The following is a 22,617-nucleotide window of genomic DNA, read 5'->3' on the forward strand; positions in this document are numbered from 1 at the left end:
GTCACTCCTGTTCGATGGTTTGGGCCGCGCGGACTTCGCGCGCGGCAGCGGTGCGGCCGGACAGGCGCACGGCAATGGCTTCCGACACCAGTCGGCGGCGGTCGGGTTCGGGGGCGGGCAGCGGCGTTATTTCGACGATGCCCGTCAGCGCTTCCCGCGCCAGGCGCTGGTATTCGCCCTGCCCGTCGTTGCGCCATGTCACCTGATGCGGTTCGAAGCTGCGCACGACTTTGGCCGGGTTTCCGGCGACAAGGCTGCGCGGCGGCGTTTGTGTTTCGGACTTCACCAGCGCCAGTGCGGCGACGAGGTTTTCCGCGCCGATCACCGCATCGTCCAGCACCACCGCATTCATGCCGATCAGGCTGTTCTCGCCGATCTCGCAGCCGTGGATGATCGCCCCGTGCGCAATGGTCGCGCCCCGGCGGATCACCGTGTCCCGGTTGGAATTGGCGTGGACGGTGACGCTGTCCTGGATCGAGCTGTCACCCTCCACCACGATGCGGCCGAAATCGCCGCGCAGCGATGCGCCAGGCGCGATGAAGCAGCCGGGGCCGACGATCACGTCCCCGATCAGCGAGGCCAGCGGGTGGACATAGCTGGTCGGATCGACGACCGGCACGATGCCCTGATAGGCGTAACAGGGCATCGTCACAGCCGCTCGATAATGGTGACGTTGGCCTGCCCGCCGCCTTCGCACATGGTCTGCAGCCCATAGCGGCCGCCCGTGCGCTCCAGCGCGCCCAGCAGCGTCGTCATCAGCCGCACGCCGGTCGCGCCGATGGGGTGGCCCAGCGCGATCGCCCCGCCCTGCACGTTCACCTTCTCATGCGGGATGTTCAGTTCCTTCATCCAGGCGAGCGGGATCGAGGCGAAAGCCTCGTTGCATTCGAACAGGTCGATGTCCTCCACCCGCATGCCCGCCTTGGCGAGCGCGTGCTGCGTTGCGGGGATCGGGCCGGTCAGCATCCACACCGGGTTCGCCGCGCGAACCGAAATGTGATGGATGCGCGCGCGGGGCTTCAACCCGAACTCCTTCACCGCGCGTTCGCTGGCGATCAGCATCGCGGCGGCAGCATCGCAGTTCTGGCTGGCGACACCCGCGGTGATCGCGCCGCCCTCCCGCACCGGGTTCAGCGCGGCGAGCCCTTCCAGCGTGGTGCCAGCACGGATGGTCTCGTCCCTTGCCAGTCCCTCGAACGGCGCAACCTCACGGTCGAACCAGCCGGCATCCCACGCCGCCTGCGCGCGCTGGTGGCTGGCAAGGCTGAATTCCTCCATCGCCGCGCGCGAGATGCCCCACTTCTCGGCAATCATCTCGGCCGAGCGGATCTGGTTGACCTCCTCATCGCCATAGCGCGCGTCCCACCCTTTCGAGCCCTGGAACGGGCTATCGAAGCCATAGGCCGCCCCCGCGAACATCGCCGCCGAGATCGGGATCGCGTTCATCGCCTGACTGCCGCCCGCGACGACAAGGTCCTGCGTGCCGGACATCACGCCCTGCGCGGCGAAATGGACCGCCTGCTGGGATGAGCCGCACTGGCGGTCGATAGTGACGCCAGGAACATGCTCCGGCATGCCCGCCGCCAGCCACGCGGTGCGGCCGATATCGCCGGCCTGCGGCCCGATGGTGTCGCAGCAGCCCCAGACGACATCGTCCACCAGCCCGGCATCGATGCCGGTACGCTCCACCAGTGCCTTGATCGGATGCGCGCCAAGATCGGCGGGATGGACTTGGGCAAGGCTGCCCTTCTTGCGGCCGACCGGCGTGCGGACGGCGTCGACGATATAGGCTTCAGGCATGGGTCATCTCTCTGGTGGCCGCGTCGGCATGGGCTTCGCGGGCGAAGGTCCGGTCGGGACCGACAGGCTGGGTGAACAGGCGCGTGGCAAGGCGCGCGCGGTGAAAGGCAGGCGTGCCCCAGCTCTGGGTCAGCGCGAGCGTGCGCTTCAGGAACAAGTGCGCGTCGACTTCCCAGGAATAGCCCATGGCGCCGTGCACCTGGATCGAGGCGCGCGTCGCCTTATCGGCCGCTTCCAGCGCGACGATCTTGGCGTGGCTGACGCGCGCGCGGGCCTGCACATCGCGGTGACCGATCTCGGCAGCGGCGGCACGCACCACCGGCCGCGCGAACTCGATAGCGACCTGTGCGGAGGCGAGGTGATGCTTCACCGCCTGATAAGATCCGATCGGCTTGCCGAACTGCTGGCGTTCCTTGGCGTAGTCCACCGCCATGTCGACCGCGCGCTGGGCAAGGCCAAGGCCCTGCGCGGCGGCGAACAGCGCGGCGCGATCCAGCGCGAGATCCCAATCCGCCGGGCCAAGGTCCTCGGCATCGGCCGGGTCCCATTCCACGTGGGACAGGCGGCGCAGCGGGTCGATGGTTTCGGCCGGGGTCAGGCGAACCCGATCGGGCCGTGCGAGGAAGGCATGGCCATCGCGTTCCAGCAGGATCGCGGCGGCACGGCCGGCATCGGCGACTACCGGGTTCAGCGGATGGGCGATGGCAATGGTCGCCGCCGGATCAGCCAGCAGCGGATGATCGGGTGCCAAGGCCGCCAGCATCGGCGCGGCCACGCCGGCGCTTTCCACCAGCGGCTCGGGCAGCGCGACATAGCCTGCCTCCTCCGCGATCAGCGCGAAGTCCAGTTCGCCAAGGCCCATGCCGCCCGCCTCTTCGGGCAGCATGACAAGCGTGAAGCCGTTCTCGACAATCGCGTCCCAGCGGGCCAGATCGCCATTATCGCCCCGCTCCATCATCTTGCGCCAATGGTCGGGCGTGCAAGTGTCGCCGAGCAAAGTGCGCGCGGTTTCGGCGAACATGACCTGTTCGTCGCTCAGGGTGAAATCCATGGCCGTGCCCTCCCTCAGCGCGGCAGGCCGAGCATGCGCTCGGCGATGATGTTGCGCTGGATCTCGTTCGATCCCGCGTAGATCGGCCCGGCGAGGGCGAAGATGTAATCGTCCAGCCAGTCGTGCTGCCCCGGCTCCACCACCAGTTCGGCCTCCGGCCCGAGGATCGAGAGCGCGGTCTGGTGCAGGTGGATGTCGAGTTCGGACCAGAAGATCTTGTTGGTGGAAGCCTCCGGCCCGATCTTCGCGCCCGCCATCAGCCGCGATGCGGTCTGGTAGATCGACAGCGCATAGGCATCGGCGTTCATGTAGGCGCGCACCACATCGGCTTCGAGCAGCGGATCGGCATCTGCCTTGCGCGCCTGCCAGAGATCGGCGAGCGCGGCGGCGGCGACCTGGTATCGCGCCGGGCTGCGCAGCATCAGGCCACGCTCGAAACCCGCCGTCGCCATGCAGATGTGCCACCCCTGCCCCTCGTCGCCGAGGCGGTTGAAGGCGGGCACGCGCACGTCCTCCAGGAAGATCTCGGCAAAGCCGACGTGGCCGTTGATCTTGCGGATGGCGTTGACCGTCACCCCCGGCGCGTCGAGCGGGAAGAAGATCAGGCTCATCCCCTTGTGCCGCTCGCTGCCCGGTTCGCGGAACAGGCCGAAGGCCCAGTCTGCAAAGACCGCGCGGCTGGACCAGATCTTGTGGCCGTTCAGCACATAGTCGTCGCCGTCCCTCGTGGCCGTGGCGCGCACGCCCGCAAGGTCGGACCCGGCCTGCGGTTCGGACCAGGCCTGCGCCCAGATTTCCTCACCCGATGCCATCGGCGGCAGGAAGCGCTGCTTCTGTTCGGGGGTGCCGAATTCGATCAACGTGGGGCCGAGCAGGAAGATGCCGTTCTGGTTGACCCGGCCCGGTGCGCCGGCACGGTAATATTCCTCCTCGAAGATCAGCCACTCGATCAGGTCCAGCCCGCGTCCGCCGTATTCCTTGGGCCAGGTGACCATGCCCCAGTCGCCGGACTTCAGCGTGCGTTCCCAGTCGCGATGCGCCTCGAACCCTTCGCGCGTGGCGTCGAAGTGTTCGAGCGGTTTTGCAGGCACGTTCGCTTCGAGCCAGCCACGCACCTCGGCGCGAAACGCCTCTTGGGCGGGAGTGTAGGACAGGTCCATCAGAACGAGGCCGCCTTGCCGGTTTCCACGAAGGCATCGCGCGACTTCTGGCTGTCCTCATGCATGTACATTTCGAGCGTGAAGCCCTGCTCCCAGCGGTAACCGCGATCGACGTCGCGCGCTTCCAGGCCGTTCAGCGCTTCCTTGGCGATCACCAGCGCCTTGCGCGACTTGCCGGCGATGCGCGCGGCGAAGGCGCGGGCTTCGGTTTCGAGCTGGTCGCGCGGGACGACCATCTCCACCGCGCCCAGCCTATAGGCCTCCTGCGCAGGGATATTGCCGCCGGTGAAGAAGGCCGCGCGCACCTTGTGGAGTGGCAGCATGCGCGACATGTGGCTGGCCCCGCCCATCGCGCCGCGATCGATTTCCGGCAGCGAGAAATAGGCATCGTCCGCCGCGATGATCGTGTCAGACGCGCCGCAGATGCCGATGCCGCCGCCGATCACGAACTTGTGCACGGCAACCACCACCGGCACTTCAGCCTCATGGATCGCCTTGAACGTCAGGTAGTTGCCGCGATTGAGCAGCGGGATGCGTTCCGGGTGAGCCTGCATCTCCTTGATGTCCACGCCGCCGCAGAAACCGCGCCCATCGGCACGGATCAGGATGCAGTGGACATCCGGATTGCGCGCCGCCTCGTTGATGATCGCGGGCAGACTGAGCCAGGTTTCGCTGTCGAAGGCGTTGACCGGCGCCACGTCGAAGACGATTTCGGCGATCCGGTCCTGAATGGTGCAAATGATCGGCATGGGTTCTCTCCTCCCCCGGTTTCAGGCCGCGACAGTGGCGGCTGCGGGTACGCCGAGCGCGCTGAGCCTCTCGCGCGCTTCGGCCATGATGCTGTCGACAAGCTGCTGGCAGCTCGGGATCTCGCGGATGCGGCCGCCGACGACGCCGGTGGCCATCACGCCGTTCTCGATATCGCCGTCGATCATCGCCTTCTGGATCAGCATGGGCGTGGTCGCGGCCATCATCGCCTGCTTCAGCGGCATGGCGCCATGCGCAGTCATGCCGCGCGCGCTGCGCATGAAATCACCCCACGAGGCACCGGTCTGGCGCTTCATCGCGCGGCCCGCCTCGAACGCGCGCAGCCACATGGCGAGCGGGCCGGACTTCTCGATCCGGTCCATCAGCCGCGTGCGCACCATGCGCTGGGGAATGCCGTCCAGCTTGGTGGTGACGACGATGCCGTCGGTGGAGGCCGCCAGATAGGCCGCCTTGGCGCTGTCCGGCACCGGGCTTTCCTGCGTCAACAGGAAGCGCGTGCCCATGGCGATGCCGACTGCGCCGTAAGCCAGCGCGGCCACCAGCCCGCGCCCGTCGGCAAAGCCGCCGCTGGCGATCACCGGCACCTGCACCGCGTCCAGCACTTGTGGCAGCAGCACGGTGGTCGGCACCGATCCGGTATGGCCGCCGCCCTCACCGCCCTGCACGTTGATCATGTCGACGCCCAGTTCGACCATCTTCTTCGCATGCTTCAGCGCGCCGACGGTGGGGATGCAGAGTATCCCGGCATCCTTGAACGCGGCGATCATCTTGGCATTGGGCCCGCGCCCGAACGAAACGGCGCGCACCTGTTCCCGGTTCTCCAGGATCAGCTGGACGATCTTATCCGCGCCGGGCTGGAAGCTGTGGAAGTTGACGCCGAAGGGACGATCGGTGCCACGGCGGACTTCGAGCAGCTTGGTCCGCGCTTCCTCGGGCGTCATCACTGCCGCGCCGAGGAAGCCGAAGGCGCCCGCGTTCGAACTGGCGATGACCAGCGAGGGTTCGGCCACCCAGCCCATCGCGGTCTGGATCACCGGCACCTTGCAGCCGAGGCGTTCGACCAGAATGGTGTGTAGCGGGTCGGTCATCTCAGCCTTCTCCCGCTTGTTTCTTGTTGGCCGCCGCCATCGCTTTGCCATCCAGCCCGGCGATGGAATTGCCCTGCACCAGATCGTTCTGCGCGTGGGCGAAGTGGTGCATGTGGAACACGGCATCCATCGCCGTCCGCTTGCCGCGCAGTTCCTCCACATGGTTGACCGCCTGCTTCGTCAGCCAGTTGCCAAGGCGCGGCTGCGCGGCCAGTTTCGCGGCCATCGACGCGGCTTCCTCGCGCAGTTTTTCACGCGGGACGATTCGGTTGACCATGCCGAACTGCTCGGCCCGCTGGGCGCTCATCCGCTCGCCCAGCAGCAGGAATTCCTTGGCCACACGCGGCGGCAGTTCGAAGGCGTGGGCGAAGTATTCGACGCCGGGAATGCCCATGCGGTTGACCGGATCCTGGAAGAACGCGTCTTCCGAAGCGACGATCAGGTCGCAGACCCAGGCCAGCATCAGGCCGCCCGCGATGCAGGCGCCCTGCACCATGGCAACGGTGGGCTTGGGAATGTCGCGCCAGCGGCGGCACATGCCCAGGTACTGCTCCTGCTCACGCGTGTAGAGCAGCTCCGCCGCCGGCTTGTTGACGTGGCCCGGCACCATCAGCCGGTTGTCGAACGCCTTGTGCAGATCGCGCCCCGGCGTGCCGATGTCGTGCCCGGCAGAGAAGTGCTTGCCGTTGCCCGCCAGCACGATGACCTTCACCGCATCGTCCTGCACGGCGCGGTTGAAGGCATCGTCCAGCGCGTAGGTCATCTGACCGTTCTGCGCGTTGTGGAAGTCCGGCCGGTTGAGCGTTACCCAGGCGACCGGGCCGTCCACCTCGTAAAGCACGGGGCTGTCGGTCTCGTAGACGATGTCGACCTTTTTCGGTTCGACCAGATCATCGCTCATGATGCCTCTCCCGATCCCGCTCAGGCCCTGACGGCCGGCGGGTTGTCCTTGATGACGGTGGCGCGGATGTCGTGCGGATCGAGTGCGGCGATCACTGCCAGCGCCTCTGCGTCCGGAAGCGGCGTGGTGCCGATCTCTGGCGCCTGTTCCAGCGCAAAGCCGGTCGCTTCCTGCACTTCCTCGAACGTGATGCCGGGGTGCAGCGAGACGACGCGGATTGCCCGATTGCCTTCAGCGTCGGTGCCGCCGAAATCCATCACGCACAAGTTGGTGACGATGCGCTTGAGATCGACGCCGGAGTAGTTGCCGCCCGCCACGCGCTTGGCCGGATTGTAACCGACGCCGGAGATCATATCGACTTCGCCCGGTACGAAGACGCGGGGGCCGTGCGCCGGGAAGAAGAAGGAATTGGCGTGATAGATCGTATTGCCCGGAAAGCCGCGCACGCCCAGCATCTGCGTCTTGGGCTGGCGATAGGTGCCGCCCATGTACGAGAGGTTGATCTGGCCGAAGCGGTCCAGCTGCGTCGGCGTGACCATCGCATGGCGGCGCCCGGTCCAGACCGCGCTGTCGAAGAAGCGCGAGAACGGCAGGTATCCCGCCGGCTTGCGATCGTCATAGGCGCGCGGGCCGATCGGCACCGGCTGTTCGACCAGATAGGCTTCGCCATCGGTCATCATCAGTTCGGGGCTGTGCGTCAGCTTGGCGAGCCCGGCGGCGAGGCGCGGCACCGGGCCGACGCCGGTGGCGATCACTTCGCCATTGCCCCGGAATGCCTCCGACGCGGCGAAAATGCAGAGTTCTGCAAGGCTGATCTTCGAGATTGTCGTTACCTGGGTCATCAGAATATCGGGAGCGGGAGAGCCGCCACCGCCTCCTTTCCGCCAATGCTGTCGAGATATCGGGCTTCGTCCGCGCCCACGAAGCGGTCCTGCACCGCGTTCCAGTCGCCGGGATCCTTCGCGGCGGCGGCGTAGGCCTTGAACGCCTTCATGTCCCAGCCGTAGTGTGGGGGCATCGAGCTGGGATGCGCGCCGCCGGGCATTTCGATCACGCCGCTGATGAAGCAGCGCTCGATCAGGTTGTCGCGCGCCTGATCGGGGTAGTGGTCCTCCATGCGGTCCACCAGTTCCTCACAGGACACGAAGGTCTTCGCGGCGGCCTTGGCGAACCACTCGTCGTAATAGGAATCCGGCCCGAACACGTGCACGTTGCCGCGCCAGTCGCTGCGGTTGACGTGCAGCAGCGCGACATCGAGCTTGAGCGCGGGCATCGCGATCAGCGTCTCGCCATCCGCATAGGGGCTCTGCACCGTCTTCAGCCCGCCAAGCTCGGCCAGATCGGTGCCCAGCCCCACGCGCGTCGGCAGGAAGGGCAGCCCGAACGCAGCCGCCTTGAGGCCCCACTGGAACATGCCCTCATCCAGTTCCAGCACTTCGAGCTGGCCGCTCTCGCGGCTCTTGCGGAACCACGGCTCCAGCGGGATCGCATCGAGCGAGACGAAGGCGAAGATCAGCTTCTTCACCTTGCCCGCCGCGCAGAGCATGCCGACGTCGGCGCCGCCGTAGGCCACCACGGTCAGGTCCTTGACGTCGGAACGCAGCAGTTCACGCACCAGCGCCATCGGCTTGCGGCGCGGCCCCCAGCCGCCGATCCCGACGGTCATCCCGTCCTTTATCTGCGCGACGATCTCCGCCGCGCTCATGCGCTTGTCGAGCATCATGCTCCCTCTTCCTGTTTTTTCTGGTCCTGTTCCTCAAGAGCCTTCTGCCAGGCCCAGACATGGCCCCATTCGCTGGGGACGAGATGCGCGGTCGGCTCCCAGCTGGCGGGGTCGATCACCAGCGGATCGGCACCGATCTCGAAGTCGAAACCGCCGGGTGACTGCATGTAGAAGCCGAAGGTCTGGTCGTTCACATGGCGCCCGATCGACGCGCTTTCGGGCACCTTCGCCAGTCGCATGCGGTCATGGCATTTGCCGACGTCGGCCTGCGCCTTCATCTCCAGCATCAGGTGGACGCAGCCCGAAGGCGGCATCGGCATCTCGCCCAGCGCGACCGAGTGATGGCGGCCGTTGTCGGCATGCATGAAGGCAAAGCCCATGCCCGGATCGTCCGCCGCATCGCTGAAATGGAAGCGCGGAATGTCGGTGTCGTGGAAGCCAAGGCTGCGATAGAATTCGTGGCACTCGGTAAAGTTCGGCGCCGCGAAGACCGCGTGGCCCATACCCATCGCGCCGGTGACGAAGCCGCTGACCCCGGCGGGCGAGACGAATGGCACATCGTCGCGCACATCGCCGTGGAAGAATTCCAGCCCATTGCCAGCCGGATCGCTGGTGCGAAAGAACGCAGCGACGCCGCGCTCCTGCGCTTCGTCCGCCGTGCCGTCCTCGATCGGCCGGCCGGCGGCAGCGACTTTCGCACGCGCTTCCGCCAGCTCGCCGGCATTGCCCACTTCATAAGCAGCCGCGCGGAAGTGTTCCTTGTCCCCCGTCTCGATGCGGAAGCGGAACGGGCGATCGTCGATCCGGTAGAGGGCGACGCCCTCCTTCCCGCTCGGGGAACGCATCGTGCCGACCACGTCGGCAAGGAATGCGTCCCACTCGGCAAGCTTCGCGGTTTCGATCACCACGTAGCCGAGCGCCTTGATACCCATGGCCTTCAGTTTCCTTTCACGAGGTCGAGGAAGTACGGACGCTCGCCGCCCCCATCGACGTTGATGCGCGCGCCGCTGACCCAGCTCGCGAGATCGGAGCAAAGCCAGAGAACCGCGCCTGCGATATCCTCACCGCGGCCCATCCGGCGCAGCGGCAGTGAGTGGCCGACGGCGGCCTGCGCTTCGGCGCTGCCGTAAGTCGCATCGGTCGTTTCGGTCTGCATCAGGCCCACGATCACCGCATTCACGCGGATGCCGTCCGGCCCCCATTCCTGCGCCAGGCTTTGCGTAAGGTTCAGCAGCCCCGCCTTCGCGGCGCCGTAGGCGGCGGTCTGCGGAGAGGGGCGAATGCCCGAAACGCTGGCAATGTTGATGATGCTGCCGCCGCCCTGCGCCTTCATCGGCGCATGCGCGGCCTGCGCCATGTACATCGCCGCATGAAGGTTCAGCCGCACGATCGCGTCGAAGAAGCGCGGGCTGGCGGTGGCGGCATCGGCCTGCGGCGAACCGCCGGCATTGTTGACGAGGATGTCGATCCGGCCGTGTTCGGCCACCACCGCATTGATAAGGCCCTGCGCCTGATCGGCCTCGCGAATGTCCGCGGCGCGGAACGACAGCCCGGCGGGCAGCGATTCCGGCGCATTGCGCCCGCACACCACCACTTTCGCGCCGCTGGCCGCAAGCGCCTGCGCCATCGCCAGACCAAGGCCGCGCGTGCCGCCGGTGACGATCGCCACGCGCCCTGAAAGATCGATCTGCTGCCTGCCCTGCACGGCGGCCCTCTCCCTCTGATCCCGTTCACTGTTCCGATTGCAAGATTCGTTCCTGCATCAGATTCGAATTTGGCAATATCGAAAGCGGAATGGGTTTTCAATTGACGATTTGCGTATCCAATGCCATTTCAAATTACGAAGTCAGCGCCAAAGGGCGCAAATCGATTCGAACGAAGGGAGAGATCGCAGACATGGCCAGCGCAGCCTCCGCGCAGTCCGACGCCGCCGTGCCCAGTCCCGAGGAACTGGTCGCCCGTGCGCGCGCCATGGTGCCGACATTGAAGGAACGCGCCCGCCGCTGCGTCGCAGAACGCGACGTGCCGGCCGAAACGATGGCAGAGCTTCACGCAGCCGGCTTCTTCCGCATCCTTCAGCCGCGTCGCTGGGGCGGGTATGAGATGCATCCGAATGTCTTCTACGACGTGCAGAAGACGCTGGCCGAAGGCTGCATGTCCACCGGCTGGATGTACGGCGTGGTGGGCTGCCATCCTTACGAAATCGCGCTCTATCATGAGCAGGCGCAAGCAGAGGTCTGGGGCGAGGATACCGCGACACTCGCCTCTTCCAGCTATCAGCCGGTGGGCAAGGTCACGCCGGTGGAGGGCGGTTTCCGCCTGTCGGGCCGCTGGGGTTTCTCGACCGGATCGATCCACTGCCAATGGGTGATCCTGGGCGCTCTCGTACCGCCGAGCGAACCGGGCGGCGCGCCGGACATGCGCGCGTTCCTGCTGCCACGCAGCGACTACACGATCGATACCGACGCATGGCACGTCTTCGGCCTTCAGGGCACCGGTAGCCATGACGTGATCGTCGATGACGTGTTCGTGCCGGAATACCGCACGCACCGCGCGATGGACGGCTTCCTATGCGCAAATCCCGGTCAGGAAACCAACCCCGGCCCGCTCTACACGCTGCCCTGGGCGCAAGTGTTCACGCGCTCGGTCTCCACGGCGGCCTTCGGCGGCGCCCGCGCGGCGATCAATGCGGCGATGGACATCGCGCAGAGCCGCGTTTCCACCAACACCGGCAAGGCATCGAAGCACGATCCCTTCCTGCTCGCAGCGATCTCGCGCGCGGAATCCGAAGTGACCGAGATGGAGCAGACGCTGCGCCTGACGTTCGAGGATCTGATGGCCCACGCCGAACGGGGCGAGGCGATCCCGATGGAGAAGCGCACCCGCTACGCCTACAACTCCTCCTCGGTCGTGCGCCGCATGGCGGAACTGGTGGACGACATGGTGAAGCTGCTGGGCGGCCGGGCCGTCTACATGTCCAGCGCGATCATCCAACCCTGGCTGGACCTTCACGCCGGCCGCGCCCACGTCGCCAACGATCCGAACAACCGCACGACCGATTTCGTCGGCGGCATGCTGGGTCAGGCACCCACTTTCACGTTCCTTTGAGGGGAGGCGGCACGATGGCTATGCTGAAATCGGCCCGTTACCGGGTGAGCGGGGGTCACGAGATCGAGATCCGGGAGGCCGGCGAAGGTCCTGCGGTCGTGTTCATTCACGGCAGCGGGCCCGGCGCATCGGGCGCTTCCAACTTTCGCGGCAATATTGACGCCTTCGTTGCGGCGGGCTTCCGCGTGGTGTTGCCCGACCTGATCGGTTACGGCACCTCCTCCAAGCCGGAGGGGATCGACTACACGCTCCAGCTTTTCACCGACACGCTGCACGAGGCGCTGGTGGCGCACGGCATCGATCGCGCGGTGCTGGTGGGCAACTCGCTGGGCGGCGGGATCGCCTTGCAGATGACGCTGGATCATCCCGAGTTTGCCGAAAAGCTGGTGCTGATGGCCCCCGGCTGCGTCGCCGAGCGGGAGGCCTATTTCGTGATGCCGGGCATCGCCAAGATGGTCTCCAACTTCGGCGGCCCGGACTTCAACCTGGACGAGCAGCGCCGGTTGATCGGCAACCTGCTCCATGCCGACGCGCACCACCTCATTACCGAGGAACTGGTGGTCGAACGTTTCGAGGTTGCCCGCACCCAGCCCAAGGACGTGATCGTGCGCATGCGCACGCCGGACCTCAGCCCCCGCCTTGGCGAGATCGCGCAGCCGGTCTTCGTGCTTTGGGGGCTCAACGACGAGTTCTGCCCCGAAGCACACGCCCGCCTCTTCCTCGAACGGTGCCCGAACGTGCGCGCGATCACTTTCGCGCATACCGGACACTGGGTGCAGGTGGAGCGCGCGGCGGAGTTCAACCGTTATGTCGTGGAGTTCCTGCATGACGGTCGCTGAAACCTACGGGCGCGAGCTTTACGAGGCACTGCGCGAGCGCCGCTCCGTTCGCCCGTTGATCGAGCGTGACCCCGCCCTCACCGTCGACGATGCCTATGCGATCAGCCTCGACTTCCTGAAGCGCCGGCAACTGGCCGATGGCGAAAAAGTCGTCGGCAAGAAGATCGGCGTCACCAGCAAGGCGGTGCAGGACATGCTGGGCGTGCACCAGCCCGACTTCGGCTTCCTGACCGACTGGATGTATGTCGAAGGCGATATCGACGTGGACGCCAAGGCCCTGATCGCCCCGCGCGCAGAGGCGGAGATCGCCTTCATCCTGAAGGAAGGGCTCTCCGGCCCCGGCGTCACGGCCGAGCAGGTTCTGGCCGCCACCGAAAGCATCGCGCCCTGCTTCGAGATCGTCGACAGCCGCATTACCGACTGGAAGATCGGCATCGTCGATACCGTGTCGGACAATGCCTCCTGCGGCGTCTACGTGCTGGGCGAGGAGCGCCTGGATCCGCGCGCGTTCGATCTTCCCGGCCTGCATGTGGCGGTAACCAAGAACGGTGAGCCGCTGTCCGAAGGCTATGGCCATGCCGTGCAGGGCGATCCCGCGCAGGCGGTGGCTTGGCTTGCGAATACGCTGGGCGCTTACGGCGTCACGCTCGATGCCGGCGACGTGATCCTTTCCGGATCGCTGGTGCCGCTGGCCCCCGCCGTGAAGGGCGACAGCTTCGAAATGATCCTTTCCGACAGGAACCCCGCGGAAGGCGGCAAGGCCATCGGCCGCTGCCAGGCTCGATTTGTTTAAGAATTATCCGCTTTGTGTAAGGACGCAGAATCCATGGCACGCGTGAAAGCCGCGATCATCGGCTCGGGCAATATCGGCACCGACCTGATGATGAAGATGATCAAGTATCCCCAGAACATGGAACTCGTTGCCGTGGTGGGCATCGATGCCAAGTCGGAAGGCCTCGCCATGGCGCGCGAGCATGGCATCGCCACCACGCACGAAGGGATCGAGGGGCTGAAGAAACTGCCCTGCTATCCCGAGATCGGCATCGCCTTCGACGCCACCAGCGCCTACGCGCACAAGGTGCATGACGAGGCGCTGCGCGCAGACGGCATTCAGGTGGTGGATCTTACCCCCGCCGCGATCGGCCCGTTCATCGTGCCCCCGGTCAATATGCAGGCCAATCTGGACGCGCCCAACGTCAACATGGTGACCTGTGGTGGGCAGGCGACGATCCCGATGGTCGCCGCCGTCAGCCGCGTCGGCAAAGTGCACTATGCGGAGATCGTCGCCTCGGTCTCCTCCCGCTCCGCCGGGCCCGGCACCCGCGCCAATATCGACGAGTTCACGCGCACCACTTCGCGCGCGATCGAAGCGGTGGGCGGCGCCACCAAGGGCAAGGCGATCATCATCCTGAACCCCGCCGAACCGCCGATGATCATGCGCGATACGGTGTTCACCCTGTCCGAAGGCGGGGACGAGGATGCCATCCGCCAGTCGATCACGGACATGGTCGCCGAAGTGCAGAAGTACGTGCCGGGCTATCGCCTGAAGCAGGAAGTGCAGTTCGAACGCTTTGGCGACAACAATCCGCTGAAGATCCCCGGCATGGGCGAATTCACCGGCGTGAAGACGATGATCCTGCTCGAAGTGGAAGGCGCGGGCGATTACCTGCCCAGCTATTCCGGCAATCTCGACATCATGACCGCCGCCGCCAAGGCCACCGGCGAACTTCTCGCCGAGCGCCGCATGGCCGCCGCGACCGCAGCCTGATCCGCAGGAGTTTAGCATAATGGGCAAGTTCAACGTCGATGCGGGCGAGAAGATCTATATTCAGGATGTTACGCTGCGCGACGGCATGCACGCCATCCGCCACATGTACGGCATCGATCACGTCCGCGCGATCGCATCCGCGCTGGACAAGGCGGGCGTGGACGCGATCGAGGTGGCACATGGCGACGGCCTCAGCGGCACCAGCTTCAATTACGGCTTCGGCGCGCATACCGATTGGGAATGGCTGGAGGCCGTGGCGGACGTGCTGGAAAACAGCGTGCTCACCACGCTGATCCTGCCGGGCCTGGGCACCGTGGAGGAGCTGCGCCGCGCCTACGCCATCGGCGTGCGCTCGGTCCGCGTCGCCACTCACTGCACTGAGGCGGACGTTTCGAAGCAGCATATCGGCATCGCCCGCGACCTGGGCATGGACGTCTCCGGCTTCCTGATGATGAGCCACATGATCGATCCGGAAGCGCTGGCGGCGCAGGCCGTGCTGATGGAAAGCTATGGCGCGCAGTGCGTCTACGTCACCGACAGTGGCGGCGCGCTGGACATGGATGGGGTGGCCGCCCGCCTTGCCGCCTACGACCGCGTGCTGAAACCCGAGACCCAGCGCGGCATGCACGCGCATCACAACCTGTCGCTGGGCGTGGCCAACTCGATCGTCGCCGCGCAGGAAGGCGCGGTGCGCATCGACGCCTCGCTGGCGGGCATGGGCGCGGGCGCGGGCAATGCGCCGCTGGAGGTCTTCGTGGCCGCCGCCGACCGCAAGGGCTGGAACCACGGCTGCGACGTGATGGCGCTGATGGATGCGGCCGAAGACCTCGTGCGGCCCTTGCAGGATCGCCCGGTCCGCGTCGACCGCGAAACGCTCGCGCTGGGTTATGCCGGGGTCTACTCGTCATTCCTGCGCCATGCGGAGAAGGCGGCGGAGACATACGGCCTCGATACCCGCGCGATCCTGGTGGAACTGGGGCGCCGGAAGATGGTGGGCGGCCAGGAAGACATGATCGTCGACGTGGCGCTCGACATGCTCAAGGCTGCACAGGCCTGACGCGCGCAGGTGCTGCCGGCCACCTGCTGGCGGCACCTGCCAACCCGGCACAGCATTCCGCGCAAAGACGGATGCGTGCCACCTGAGAGGATAGCCCGTGGGGAGCAGCATGCCCGAAATCTCGCTACACAAGCCCTTTCCGGCGGCGCAAGTGCCGCGCTGGGATCATGAAACCGATGTGGCCGTGGTCGGCTTCGGTGCAGCCGGCGCCTGCGCAGCCATAGAGGCACGCGCTGCCGGTGCTCGCGTCATGCTGTTCGAGCGAAATTCGGGCAGCGGCGGCGCCTCCGCACTGTCCGGCGGGGAAATCTATATCGGCGGCAGCGGCGGCACTGACGCGCAGCGCAGCGCCGGCTTCGAGGACAGTACCGAGGATTTCGCCCGCTACCTGAAGATGGCCGGCGGCCCCTGCGCGGATGAGGCGAAATGCGACCTCTACGCCGATCAGGCACTGGCCCATTACGAATGGCTGAAAGCGCAGGGCGTGCCCTATCGCGGCAATTTTCTGCCCGGCAAGCACATCGAACCGACCGACGATTCCACGCTGATCTGGTCCGGCAGCGAAGCCGCCGCGCCGTTCCGCGATCACGCCAAACCCGCCCCGCGCGGCCACGTCATCCAGCACATGGGCTGGGGCGGCGGACGGCCGCTGGTCGACATTCTGGAGGCCCGCGCGCGCGATGCCGGGGTCGAAGTCATGGCCGATTCCCGCGTAATCGCGCTGGTGGAGGAGGACGGGCGCATCGTCGGCCTCGTCGCCCGGATCGACAATGCCAACCGCTTCGTGCGCGCAATCCATGGCGTGGTGCTGGCGACCGGCGGCTTTGCGATGAACCCGGAAATGCTGCGTCGCTACGCCCCGCTCACCAGCAGGATCCACGATCCGATCGGCGAGAAGGACGATGGCACCGGCATCCTGCTCGGCATGGGCGCGGGCGGCGATGCGATCCACATGGACCAGTTCTTCACCACCTGCCCCTGGACGATGCCGGAAAGCCATGCCTACGGCGTGTTCGTCAACGAACAAGGCCAGCGTTTCATCAACGAGGATTGCTACCACGGTCGGGTCAGCCGGACGATGCTCGACCAGCCGGGCAGCAAGGTCTACCTCCTGCTCGACATGGCGCACTTCGTGCAGCCGCTGGACATCGCCCGCATCACCATCGCCGCCACCGGCGAGACCTGGGAAGAGGTCGAAACCGAGCTGGAGATGCCGCAGGGCACACTGGCGGCGACCATGGCCTTCTACAACCGCCATGCGCACGAGGGCTGCGATCCGCTGTTCGACAAGCAGGCGCCGATCCTGTCGCCGCTGGACGAAGCGCCCTTCGTGGCGCTGGAGCTGAATTTCGACAGCACCTACTTCTCGTTCTTCACGCTGGGCGGGTTGCGCACCGATACCGATGGCCGCGTGATCGGCCGCGATGAGCAGCCGGTTCCGGGGCTCTACGCCGCTGGACGTTGCACTTCGGGCCTGCCGGCCTGGGGCCATGGCTATAGCTCCGGCCTCAGTCTGGCGGACTGCACCTTCTTCGGGCGGCAGGCCGGCCGCGCAGCGGCGGCGGATGCGACATCAGCAGTGGCAGCGGGAGAACTGGCATGATCCTGAAGGACAAAGTCGTGATCGTCACCGGCGCAGGCCCCGGCATGGGGCAGGCGTTGTGCCGCGCCGCCGCGCGCGATGGGGCACGGGTGGTCGTCTCGGCCCGCTCGCGCGATGCCATCGAAGCACTGGCCGCCGATATCTGCGGCGAGGGAGGCGAGGCCATCGCCGTACCTTGCGACGTTGCCGACACGGCGCAATGCCGGGCGCTGGCGGATGCCGCGCTGGCGAAATGGGGCCGCATCGATGGCCTTGCCAACTCGGCCTATTACCATCCGGACTGGCAGCCGCTGGAAACCCACGACATCGACCAGCTCCGCACCGCGCTGGACGTGATCGCACTGGGCGGCCTGCGCATGGCACAAGCGGTGATCCCGACGATGAAGGCGCAAGGATCGGGCTCGATCGTCAATGTCTCCACGCTGGCGACACGGAGGCCCATGCCCGGCGAAGGCGGCTATGCAATGGGCAAAGCGGCGCTGGGTCAGATGACTCGCCAGCTTGCCGTCGAACTTTCGGGAACGGGCATTCGCGTCAACACCGCGCTGATGGGCTGGATGATGGGCGCCCCCTTGGAGGCCTGGCTGGAAACGCTGGGCGACGGTGCCGAGGCCTTCCGCAAGGAACGCACCGCGCAGATCCCGCTCGGCCGCATTCCACCGGATGCCGACTGCGCCAAGGCCGTGCTGTTCCTGCTGTCCGACTATGCAAGCGAGATCACCGGTGCCGCGCTGGACGTGAACGGCGGCGACTGGGTCGCACCTTAAGGAGGCGGATATGTTGCCTGACTGGATCGATCTCGATTGGATGAAGACTGCCCGCTCGCTGGCCGAAGACCCGCTGGAGGGGCTGGATCCTGAAGCAGTGACTATCAGCGAGACCGTGGAGATCGCCGCCCCTACCCGCGTCGTGTGGCAAGTGCTGACCGATCTCGACGCTTATGCCGACTGGAACCCGTTCTGCGTGCGCGCCCGCTCCACACTGGAAATGGGCGCACCGGTGGAGATGGCGCTGGTGAACTACGCCGTGCCGGGCACGTTGCTGCCCAATTGCGAATTCGTCTGCGGTTTCGAGCCGGAGCGGCTGCTCTCGTGGTCGCTGCCGTGGTCGCGCGAATGGCCATACCCCGCCCGCCGCGATCAGGTGATCGCGGAAACCGGAGCGGAGACTTGCCGCTATGCCTCCACCGACGCCTTTCTCGGCATGAACGGCATCCATGTCCACCGCTTCGCCGGCCCCTGGGTCAAGCGCGCGTTCGATGACAGCGCCCGCGCCCTCAAGCTGCGCGCGGAAACGCTCTGGGCCACCTCCAAAGGAAACTGACATCATGGCCATGACACTTCAGCAACTGACCGATCTCGAGGAGATCCGCATGCTCAAGCACCGCTATTTCCGCGGCATCGACACGGCCGACATGGCGCTGCTGGAAGGCCTGTTCACCGACGATATCGCCGTGGACTATCGAGGCGGCGCCTATCGCGTGACGTTTTCGGGCAAGGCGGAGATGATGACCTTCCTAGCCAACTCGTTCCACTCGGGCGCTTTGGCCATGCACCACGGGCACAGCCCCGAAATCACCCTGACCGGCGACAATTCGGCCGAGGGCGTGTGGTATCTGGAAGACATCTTCATCGATCTGGAACGCGGCGACCACACCTTCGGCAGCGCCATCTACCGCGACCGTTATCGGCGCGAGGGCGGGCAATGGAAGGTCGCCCGCACCGAGTACGACCGCGTTATCGAGGTGGTCCAACCGATCCTACCCGATACGCGCATCACCGAGCATATGCTGGCGAAGACCGGCCTGAAGCCGGCGGAACGCACCGACATCACCCACCTCATCCAATGGGACGAGGTTGCCTGACTTTCGCGGGAGATTGCCAGATGCTTTCACGCGTAACCCTTGGCGGCACCGATCTTTCGGTTAGCCCGCTGTGCTACGGCACCAACATGCTCGGCTGGATGATCGACCAGCCGCGTTCGAACGCTATCCTGGACACTTTCGCCGACCTTTGCGGGAACTTCATCGACACCGCCCGATCCTATGGCGACTGGATGCCCGACGCTCCGGCGGGAGCCAGCGAGCGCGCGGTCGGCGCCTGGTTGAAGACGCGCGAGCGCGGCGACTTCGTGATCGCCACCAAGGGCGGCTTCTTCGATCTTCGTAAGGGCGACTATCGTAACCGCTGCACGCCTGAGGATGTGGCGCAGGACCTGGAACAGAGCCTCGACCACCTCGGCATCGAGACCATCGACCTCTATTTCCTGCACATGGACAATGAGGAAGCACCGGTCGATGTGATCGTCGATGCCCTCATCGGCCATCAGGAAGCCGGGCGCATCCGCCATTTCGCCGCCTCCAACTGGTCGGCGGAACGCATCAAGGCGGCGAACACATACGCCGCCTCGATCGGCAAGCCGGGCTTCGCCGCGTCCGAAACGTTCTGGGGCCTTGCCGTGCCCGACGCGGCGCCGCCGCGCAGCAGGGCTACGTCCACTACTACGAAGGCGAGTACGAGGGCGTCCATGCCGCAGGCTTACCCATCATGGCTTACGGCGCGCAGAGCGGCGGCTATTTCACCAAGCGTGCCAAGGGGGCGGACCTAGGCGAGCAACTAACGGCACGCTACGCCAACCCCGCCAACCCCGCCAACCCCGCCAACGACGCGCGCCTTGCCGCCGCAGTCGAGCTGGCCGAACGGCGCGGCGTATCGGTGAACGAAGTGGTGTTGGCCTATCTCACCAACCAGCCCGACCAGACGGTGCCGATCTTCGGCGGCTCCAGCCCCGAACAGGTGCGCGAAAGCGTCAAGGCGGCCACCCTCACTCTATCCGCAGCGGAGCTAGCCCAGCTTCGCGTGGCCTGACCCATCCGGCCCCCAAGTCAGACAAGGGTCAGGTACGGCGGGGAGCGGGGAGGCTCCCCGCCGTTTTACTTTCAGCTCCACCCAAGCGCGGCGCGTACGCCGTCCACCGCATCTGTCACGCGCCGGTCGCACGGCTGGCCCAGTGCGTGATCGCGCGGGATTTCCACGCTGATCGGCGTTTGCGGCGGAAGCGCGGCCACGAAACCCGCCAGGTCGAATTGCCCCTCACCGGCCAGCAAGCGCGCGCGGGAGGCTTCGTGCTCTATGTCCTCGCCCGCAGCCAGCATGCCATCGCAGAGCTGTCCGTAGAGGATGTACCCGGCCGGCGCGGCCTTCAGCTCGGCCAGCGTTCCGCCCGCGCGCATGAGGTGCAGGATATCGACATTGACGCCCACCCGCCCCGGCCTGTCGATCGCGCCCACCAGCGCAAGCGCTGCCGCCAGCGAACCGATCTGCGAGGGCGGATAGAACTCGATCACCACGCCCAGATCGAACCGGGCTGCACGATCGCAGAACCGGCCGAAGATATCGAGGCGGCGCAGCGGATCGCGATCGTAAGCCAGCACGTTCACCAAATCCGCGCCCAACTCGGCGGCGGTTTCGAGGGCCGCGTCGAACGACGCCGGATCGCTTCGTCCAGTCAACGTGAACGGATAGGCGAGATCGAGCGAAAGCCCGAGATCGGCGAGACAACCGGCCAGCTCGCGCCGGGCTTGCTGGTCCCCGTAAAGGTCGAACGGCGGCATCGCGGGCAGCACGGCCATGGGTTCCATGAACAGGCAGATCCCTGCGCAGCCCGCTTGAGCAGCCGCCTCCGCCAACTGGCGCGGCGTCGCATCGACGGCGGTGATATGGTCCAGAGACAAGCGGGAGGGAGGAATGTTCATGATCGCCCCCTACCAGCCCTTAAGACGCATCACGCCATCAAAAACCGTTAAATACGACATTTTGCATGATAATTTTCCATTATATATACGCAAATGTTGATCGCCAAACCACTTTCCTTCATGAAGGAAGCGTATCCGCGCCAACCGGAACAATCCTCCTGACCGCGCGGAAATGGCTCGCGAGAAGCCGTCGAGAGGAACTGCCATGGCAACCCAATCCGCATCCGGCGATATCACGCACGCGTCCCATCCTAAGGGGCAGAGCATGGGACATCTGGCCCTGCACTATGCCGGACCGGAAGATGGCCCGCTCGCCGCGCGATTGCTCTCGCTGTTCGGGCTGATCGAAACGCAGGCACTGCCCCTGCCCGACGGCAATTTCTATCGCTTCGTGGTCAATCCCGACCATTTCGCGCGCGGTGACGGCATCGTCTACCTCTCCGCCCTGCCCGCTCCGCAGGTCCGCCTGATCGAGGCGATCCACACCGCTCTCAGCATCGGCACTGGGCATGAGCACGAAGCTGTCGCGGCCTATCGCGCCATGCTGGCTTCCGATCCCGAAGCCAGCTTCCACTTCGGCTTCTTGGTTTCCACGCTTGAGGAACTGGAAGCACTCGTGATCGCCCTGCGCGATCTGGCGGCCGGCGATCCCGACTATCGCGACCGCATCCGGATCAGCATGAACCGCGCACGCCCGGGTGATGCCGAAGCGGATGCCCGGCTGGATGCCTCGCCCGTCTTCGGCGATTGCTCGCGCTTCGCTTATGGCCAGGGCGGCGTGCAAGTCTTCGTGGAAACCGACCTGATCCGCGCCGGCCAACTTGGCGAAGCCATGCATTTCGAATTCGACTATGTGTTTCCGGATCGGGCAAGCCACATTCTCTCCGTGGTCGAACTGTGACCGGCGCTCCGTCCGATCAATCCAGCGAGATCACGCGGCAGCGCGGCACCGGATATTCGCTGGCGCCGATCCAGCGCCAGAGTCCGGTGCCCGATCGATGCCCGGCAAGGTCGATCCAGTTGCCGAAGCCGGGATCGGCATCGGCGCAGACCACCACCACGCTGCCGTCCGCTTCGTAACGCGCCTGCGAACCGTTGACCCAGACCTTCTGATGCACGTGATCGAGCGATTCCATCCACCAGTTGTCGATCTGGAAATTCCACATGCGGCATTCGGGCGGCTGCGCCTCAATCACCAGTGCCTCGCCCGGCGCAAGATCGAAATGGAGATGACCGTACCAGATGTTCGGATCGCCGCCAGCCTTCCAGAATACTTGCTGGTCGCCGTTGTAGATCGCGTTGGACTGGCCCTTGAACCACTCAGACCAGTTGGCGAAAGTATTTGCTGTACCGCGCACCGATTGCGCCGCGCCCGTCAATTGCCCCTCGATTGCGGCGGGCGTGAGCACGGCAGGCGTAGCCGGACCCGAGCCGATCCGTTCTACCTGTACGTCCGCCGCGATCTGCGTGCGCTTGTCGTCGAACGTCTGCCGCACGATCAGCAGCGAGGTATCTTCCGCCATCGGCAGCCAGTTGCCCGGATGCCTTTCGCGGCTGACGATCACCTCAAAGCTGCCGTCCGCGCCGAATTCCATGTCCGCGAATTCGAGTTCGCCGGTGGAGACCATGGTGCCATCGGTCGCGTAGCGGTTCGCCTTGCTGCCGATCGAGAAGTAGGGGACGGTGTTGCGCTTGCCGGTGATGCGATAGGTCCGGTCCGGGCTGACGACGCATTGCTGGTAGATGTTGTCCGGATTGTCCGCGCCGATCTTGATCCTGTCGTCACAGAGCATGAACAGGCGCGGAAAATCGGGATCGGCGGAATCGACGAGCATGTTGAGCGCGGTGCGCGTCAGGCGGCTGAGATAGCGCAGCCCTTCCGCTTGATCGATCGGCGCAGTGGGCGTGGCGGGTCGTGCCAGCACTTCGCCCGCCTCCGCCAGCGCCGCGCAGAACTGGCGCCAGACGCTATCCAAATGAACCTGATCAGCCATGGC

25 protein-coding genes are annotated in these 22,617 nt (G+C 65.9%); 12 read left to right on the forward strand and 13 right to left on the reverse strand.

What is annotated here, in order from left to right:
- Position 1: 1 nt before the first annotated feature.
- From WBP07_RS24125 to WBP07_RS24175, 11 genes are read right to left on the reverse strand one after another with little or no spacing between them, the layout of a single operon-like run.
- Positions 2-646, reverse strand: a complete 645-nt coding sequence (locus WBP07_RS24125; RefSeq protein ID WP_395398236.1) for a gamma carbonic anhydrase family protein — start codon at positions 644-646, stop codon at positions 2-4.
- 2 nt (positions 647-648) lie between these two features.
- Positions 649-1,800 carry an acetyl-CoA C-acetyltransferase gene (locus tag WBP07_RS24130; RefSeq protein WP_395397619.1) on the reverse strand — a complete coding sequence of 384 codons (1,152 nt, stop codon included), beginning with the start codon at positions 1,798-1,800 and terminating at the stop codon, positions 649-651.
- Positions 1,793-2,851, reverse strand: a complete 1,059-nt coding sequence (locus WBP07_RS24135) for an acyl-CoA dehydrogenase family protein (protein ID WP_395397620.1) — start codon at positions 2,849-2,851, stop codon at positions 1,793-1,795. Before WBP07_RS24135 ends, WBP07_RS24130 begins: the two co-directional genes overlap by 8 nt.
- Positions 2,852-2,865: 14 nt before the next feature.
- Positions 2,866-4,011 (reverse strand): acyl-CoA dehydrogenase, encoded by a 1,146-nt coding sequence (locus tag WBP07_RS24140; RefSeq protein ID WP_395397621.1) that lies wholly within the window; start codon positions 4,009-4,011, stop codon positions 2,866-2,868.
- Complete coding sequence (locus WBP07_RS24145) at positions 4,011-4,760, reverse strand: enoyl-CoA hydratase family protein (protein ID WP_395397622.1); 750 nt, start codon at positions 4,758-4,760, stop codon at positions 4,011-4,013. The genes WBP07_RS24140 and WBP07_RS24145 overlap by 1 nt, the downstream gene beginning before the upstream one ends.
- Before the next feature lie 21 nt (positions 4,761-4,781).
- Positions 4,782-5,867 carry an NAD(P)H-dependent flavin oxidoreductase gene (locus WBP07_RS24150; RefSeq protein WP_395397623.1) on the reverse strand — a complete coding sequence of 362 codons (1,086 nt, stop codon included), beginning with the start codon at positions 5,865-5,867 and terminating at the stop codon, positions 4,782-4,784.
- 1 nt (position 5,868) lies between these two features.
- The gene (locus WBP07_RS24155; RefSeq protein ID WP_395397624.1) at positions 5,869-6,768 is read right to left on the reverse strand and encodes an enoyl-CoA hydratase; all 900 of its coding nucleotides are present in this window, start codon (positions 6,766-6,768) and stop codon (positions 5,869-5,871) included.
- Positions 6,769-6,788: 20 nt separating this feature from the next.
- Complete coding sequence (locus tag WBP07_RS24160; RefSeq protein WP_395397625.1) at positions 6,789-7,610, reverse strand: CoA-transferase subunit beta; 822 nt, start codon at positions 7,608-7,610, stop codon at positions 6,789-6,791.
- Complete coding sequence (locus tag WBP07_RS24165; protein ID WP_395397626.1) at positions 7,610-8,491, reverse strand: CoA transferase subunit A; 882 nt, start codon at positions 8,489-8,491, stop codon at positions 7,610-7,612. Before WBP07_RS24165 ends, WBP07_RS24160 begins: the two co-directional genes overlap by 1 nt.
- The gene (locus tag WBP07_RS24170; RefSeq protein ID WP_395397627.1) at positions 8,488-9,423 is read right to left on the reverse strand and encodes a VOC family protein; all 936 of its coding nucleotides are present in this window, start codon (positions 9,421-9,423) and stop codon (positions 8,488-8,490) included. The genes WBP07_RS24165 and WBP07_RS24170 overlap by 4 nt, the downstream gene beginning before the upstream one ends.
- A gap of 5 nt (positions 9,424-9,428) precedes the next feature.
- Positions 9,429-10,196: an SDR family oxidoreductase gene (locus WBP07_RS24175; protein ID WP_395397628.1), complete on the reverse strand. Its 768-nt coding sequence runs from the start codon at positions 10,194-10,196 to the stop codon at positions 9,429-9,431.
- 191 nt (positions 10,197-10,387) lie between these two features.
- On the opposite strand from WBP07_RS24175, the gene WBP07_RS24180 reads away from it, so the two are divergent.
- The 11 genes from WBP07_RS24180 (at position 10,388) to WBP07_RS24230 (ending at position 19,733) form a co-directional block, all read left to right on the forward strand.
- Positions 10,388-11,599: an acyl-CoA dehydrogenase family protein gene (locus WBP07_RS24180; RefSeq protein WP_395397629.1), complete on the forward strand. Its 1,212-nt coding sequence runs from the start codon at positions 10,388-10,390 to the stop codon at positions 11,597-11,599.
- A 14-nt stretch (positions 11,600-11,613) separates the two neighbouring features.
- Complete coding sequence (locus WBP07_RS24185; protein WP_395397630.1) at positions 11,614-12,438, forward strand: alpha/beta fold hydrolase; 825 nt, start codon at positions 11,614-11,616, stop codon at positions 12,436-12,438.
- Positions 12,425-13,231 (forward strand): fumarylacetoacetate hydrolase family protein, encoded by an 807-nt coding sequence (locus WBP07_RS24190; RefSeq protein WP_395397631.1) that lies wholly within the window; start codon positions 12,425-12,427, stop codon positions 13,229-13,231. The genes WBP07_RS24185 and WBP07_RS24190 overlap by 14 nt, the downstream gene beginning before the upstream one ends.
- 33 nt (positions 13,232-13,264) lie before the next feature.
- Positions 13,265-14,206, forward strand: coding sequence for an acetaldehyde dehydrogenase (acetylating) (locus tag WBP07_RS24195; protein ID WP_395397632.1), 942 nt, complete (start codon positions 13,265-13,267; stop codon positions 14,204-14,206).
- A gap of 19 nt (positions 14,207-14,225) precedes the next feature.
- The gene (gene dmpG / locus WBP07_RS24200) at positions 14,226-15,263 is read left to right on the forward strand and encodes a 4-hydroxy-2-oxovalerate aldolase (RefSeq protein WP_395397633.1); all 1,038 of its coding nucleotides are present in this window, start codon (positions 14,226-14,228) and stop codon (positions 15,261-15,263) included.
- 109 nt (positions 15,264-15,372) lie between these two features.
- On the forward strand, positions 15,373-16,866 hold the full coding sequence (locus WBP07_RS24205) for an FAD-dependent oxidoreductase (RefSeq protein ID WP_395397634.1): 1,494 nt from the start codon (positions 15,373-15,375) through the stop codon (positions 16,864-16,866).
- Positions 16,863-17,633, forward strand: a complete 771-nt coding sequence (locus WBP07_RS24210; protein ID WP_395397635.1) for an SDR family oxidoreductase — start codon at positions 16,863-16,865, stop codon at positions 17,631-17,633. The genes WBP07_RS24205 and WBP07_RS24210 overlap by 4 nt, the downstream gene beginning before the upstream one ends.
- Before the next feature lie 10 nt (positions 17,634-17,643).
- Positions 17,644-18,189 carry an SRPBCC domain-containing protein gene (locus tag WBP07_RS24215; RefSeq protein WP_395397636.1) on the forward strand — a complete coding sequence of 182 codons (546 nt, stop codon included), beginning with the start codon at positions 17,644-17,646 and terminating at the stop codon, positions 18,187-18,189.
- 4 nt (positions 18,190-18,193) lie between these two features.
- A complete protein-coding gene (locus WBP07_RS24220; RefSeq protein ID WP_395397637.1) occupies positions 18,194-18,730 on the forward strand; it encodes a nuclear transport factor 2 family protein in 537 nt (178 codons plus the stop codon).
- A 20-nt stretch (positions 18,731-18,750) separates the two neighbouring features.
- A complete protein-coding gene (locus WBP07_RS24225; protein WP_395397638.1) occupies positions 18,751-19,473 on the forward strand; it encodes an aldo/keto reductase in 723 nt (240 codons plus the stop codon).
- Positions 19,413-19,733, forward strand: a complete 321-nt coding sequence (locus WBP07_RS24230; protein WP_395397639.1) for an aldo/keto reductase — start codon at positions 19,413-19,415, stop codon at positions 19,731-19,733. Before WBP07_RS24225 ends, WBP07_RS24230 begins: the two co-directional genes overlap by 61 nt.
- A 71-nt stretch (positions 19,734-19,804) precedes the next feature.
- Here the strand turns inward: WBP07_RS24230 and WBP07_RS24235 are convergent, their stop codons facing one another.
- On the reverse strand, positions 19,805-20,620 hold the full coding sequence (locus tag WBP07_RS24235; protein ID WP_395397640.1) for a sugar phosphate isomerase/epimerase family protein: 816 nt from the start codon (positions 20,618-20,620) through the stop codon (positions 19,805-19,807).
- 265 nt (positions 20,621-20,885) lie between these two features.
- Here WBP07_RS24235 and WBP07_RS24240 point away from each other — a divergent pair, with 265 nt between their 5' ends.
- Positions 20,886-21,521, forward strand: a complete 636-nt coding sequence (locus WBP07_RS24240) for a hypothetical protein (RefSeq protein ID WP_395397641.1) — start codon at positions 20,886-20,888, stop codon at positions 21,519-21,521.
- Between the two features lie 16 nt (positions 21,522-21,537).
- Here WBP07_RS24240 and WBP07_RS24245 read toward each other — a convergent pair whose 3' ends face one another.
- Positions 21,538-22,614, reverse strand: a complete 1,077-nt coding sequence (locus WBP07_RS24245) for a DUF1214 domain-containing protein (RefSeq protein WP_395397642.1) — start codon at positions 22,612-22,614, stop codon at positions 21,538-21,540.
- Positions 22,615-22,617: the final 3 nt, after the last annotated feature.

Source organism: Novosphingobium oxfordense, assembly GCF_044029435.1.
Classification (GTDB): domain Bacteria; phylum Pseudomonadota; class Alphaproteobacteria; order Sphingomonadales; family Sphingomonadaceae; genus Novosphingobium.

Bases quoted from the DNA above. Each gene is read 5' to 3' on its own strand.
- WBP07_RS24125 (WP_395398236.1), bottom strand. From the start codon at position 646: ATGCCCTGTTACGCCTATCAGGGCATCGTGCCGGTCGTCGATCCGACC.
- WBP07_RS24130 (WP_395397619.1), bottom strand. From the start codon at position 1,800: ATGCCTGAAGCCTATATCGTCGACGCCGTCCGCACGCCGGTCGGCCGC.
- WBP07_RS24135 (WP_395397620.1), bottom strand. From the start codon at position 2,851: ATGGATTTCACCCTGAGCGACGAACAGGTCATGTTCGCCGAAACCGCG.
- WBP07_RS24140 (WP_395397621.1), bottom strand. From the start codon at position 4,011: ATGGACCTGTCCTACACTCCCGCCCAAGAGGCGTTTCGCGCCGAGGTG.
- WBP07_RS24145 (WP_395397622.1), bottom strand. From the start codon at position 4,760: ATGCCGATCATTTGCACCATTCAGGACCGGATCGCCGAAATCGTCTTC.
- WBP07_RS24150 (WP_395397623.1), bottom strand. From the start codon at position 5,867: ATGACCGACCCGCTACACACCATTCTGGTCGAACGCCTCGGCTGCAAG.
- WBP07_RS24155 (WP_395397624.1), bottom strand. From the start codon at position 6,768: ATGAGCGATGATCTGGTCGAACCGAAAAAGGTCGACATCGTCTACGAG.
- WBP07_RS24160 (WP_395397625.1), bottom strand. From the start codon at position 7,610: ATGACCCAGGTAACGACAATCTCGAAGATCAGCCTTGCAGAACTCTGC.
- WBP07_RS24165 (WP_395397626.1), bottom strand. From the start codon at position 8,491: ATGATGCTCGACAAGCGCATGAGCGCGGCGGAGATCGTCGCGCAGATA.
- WBP07_RS24170 (WP_395397627.1), bottom strand. From the start codon at position 9,423: ATGGGTATCAAGGCGCTCGGCTACGTGGTGATCGAAACCGCGAAGCTT.
- WBP07_RS24180 (WP_395397629.1), top strand. From the start codon at position 10,388: ATGGCCAGCGCAGCCTCCGCGCAGTCCGACGCCGCCGTGCCCAGTCCC.
- WBP07_RS24185 (WP_395397630.1), top strand. From the start codon at position 11,614: ATGGCTATGCTGAAATCGGCCCGTTACCGGGTGAGCGGGGGTCACGAG.
- WBP07_RS24190 (WP_395397631.1), top strand. From the start codon at position 12,425: ATGACGGTCGCTGAAACCTACGGGCGCGAGCTTTACGAGGCACTGCGC.
- WBP07_RS24195 (WP_395397632.1), top strand. From the start codon at position 13,265: ATGGCACGCGTGAAAGCCGCGATCATCGGCTCGGGCAATATCGGCACC.
- dmpG (WP_395397633.1), top strand. From the start codon at position 14,226: ATGGGCAAGTTCAACGTCGATGCGGGCGAGAAGATCTATATTCAGGAT.
- WBP07_RS24205 (WP_395397634.1), top strand. From the start codon at position 15,373: ATGCCCGAAATCTCGCTACACAAGCCCTTTCCGGCGGCGCAAGTGCCG.
- WBP07_RS24210 (WP_395397635.1), top strand. From the start codon at position 16,863: ATGATCCTGAAGGACAAAGTCGTGATCGTCACCGGCGCAGGCCCCGGC.
- WBP07_RS24215 (WP_395397636.1), top strand. From the start codon at position 17,644: ATGTTGCCTGACTGGATCGATCTCGATTGGATGAAGACTGCCCGCTCG.
- WBP07_RS24220 (WP_395397637.1), top strand. From the start codon at position 18,194: ATGGCCATGACACTTCAGCAACTGACCGATCTCGAGGAGATCCGCATG.
- WBP07_RS24225 (WP_395397638.1), top strand. From the start codon at position 18,751: ATGCTTTCACGCGTAACCCTTGGCGGCACCGATCTTTCGGTTAGCCCG.
- WBP07_RS24230 (WP_395397639.1), top strand. From the start codon at position 19,413: ATGGCTTACGGCGCGCAGAGCGGCGGCTATTTCACCAAGCGTGCCAAG.
- WBP07_RS24235 (WP_395397640.1), bottom strand. From the start codon at position 20,620: ATGAACATTCCTCCCTCCCGCTTGTCTCTGGACCATATCACCGCCGTC.
- WBP07_RS24240 (WP_395397641.1), top strand. From the start codon at position 20,886: ATGGGACATCTGGCCCTGCACTATGCCGGACCGGAAGATGGCCCGCTC.
- WBP07_RS24245 (WP_395397642.1), bottom strand. From the start codon at position 22,614: ATGGCTGATCAGGTTCATTTGGATAGCGTCTGGCGCCAGTTCTGCGCG.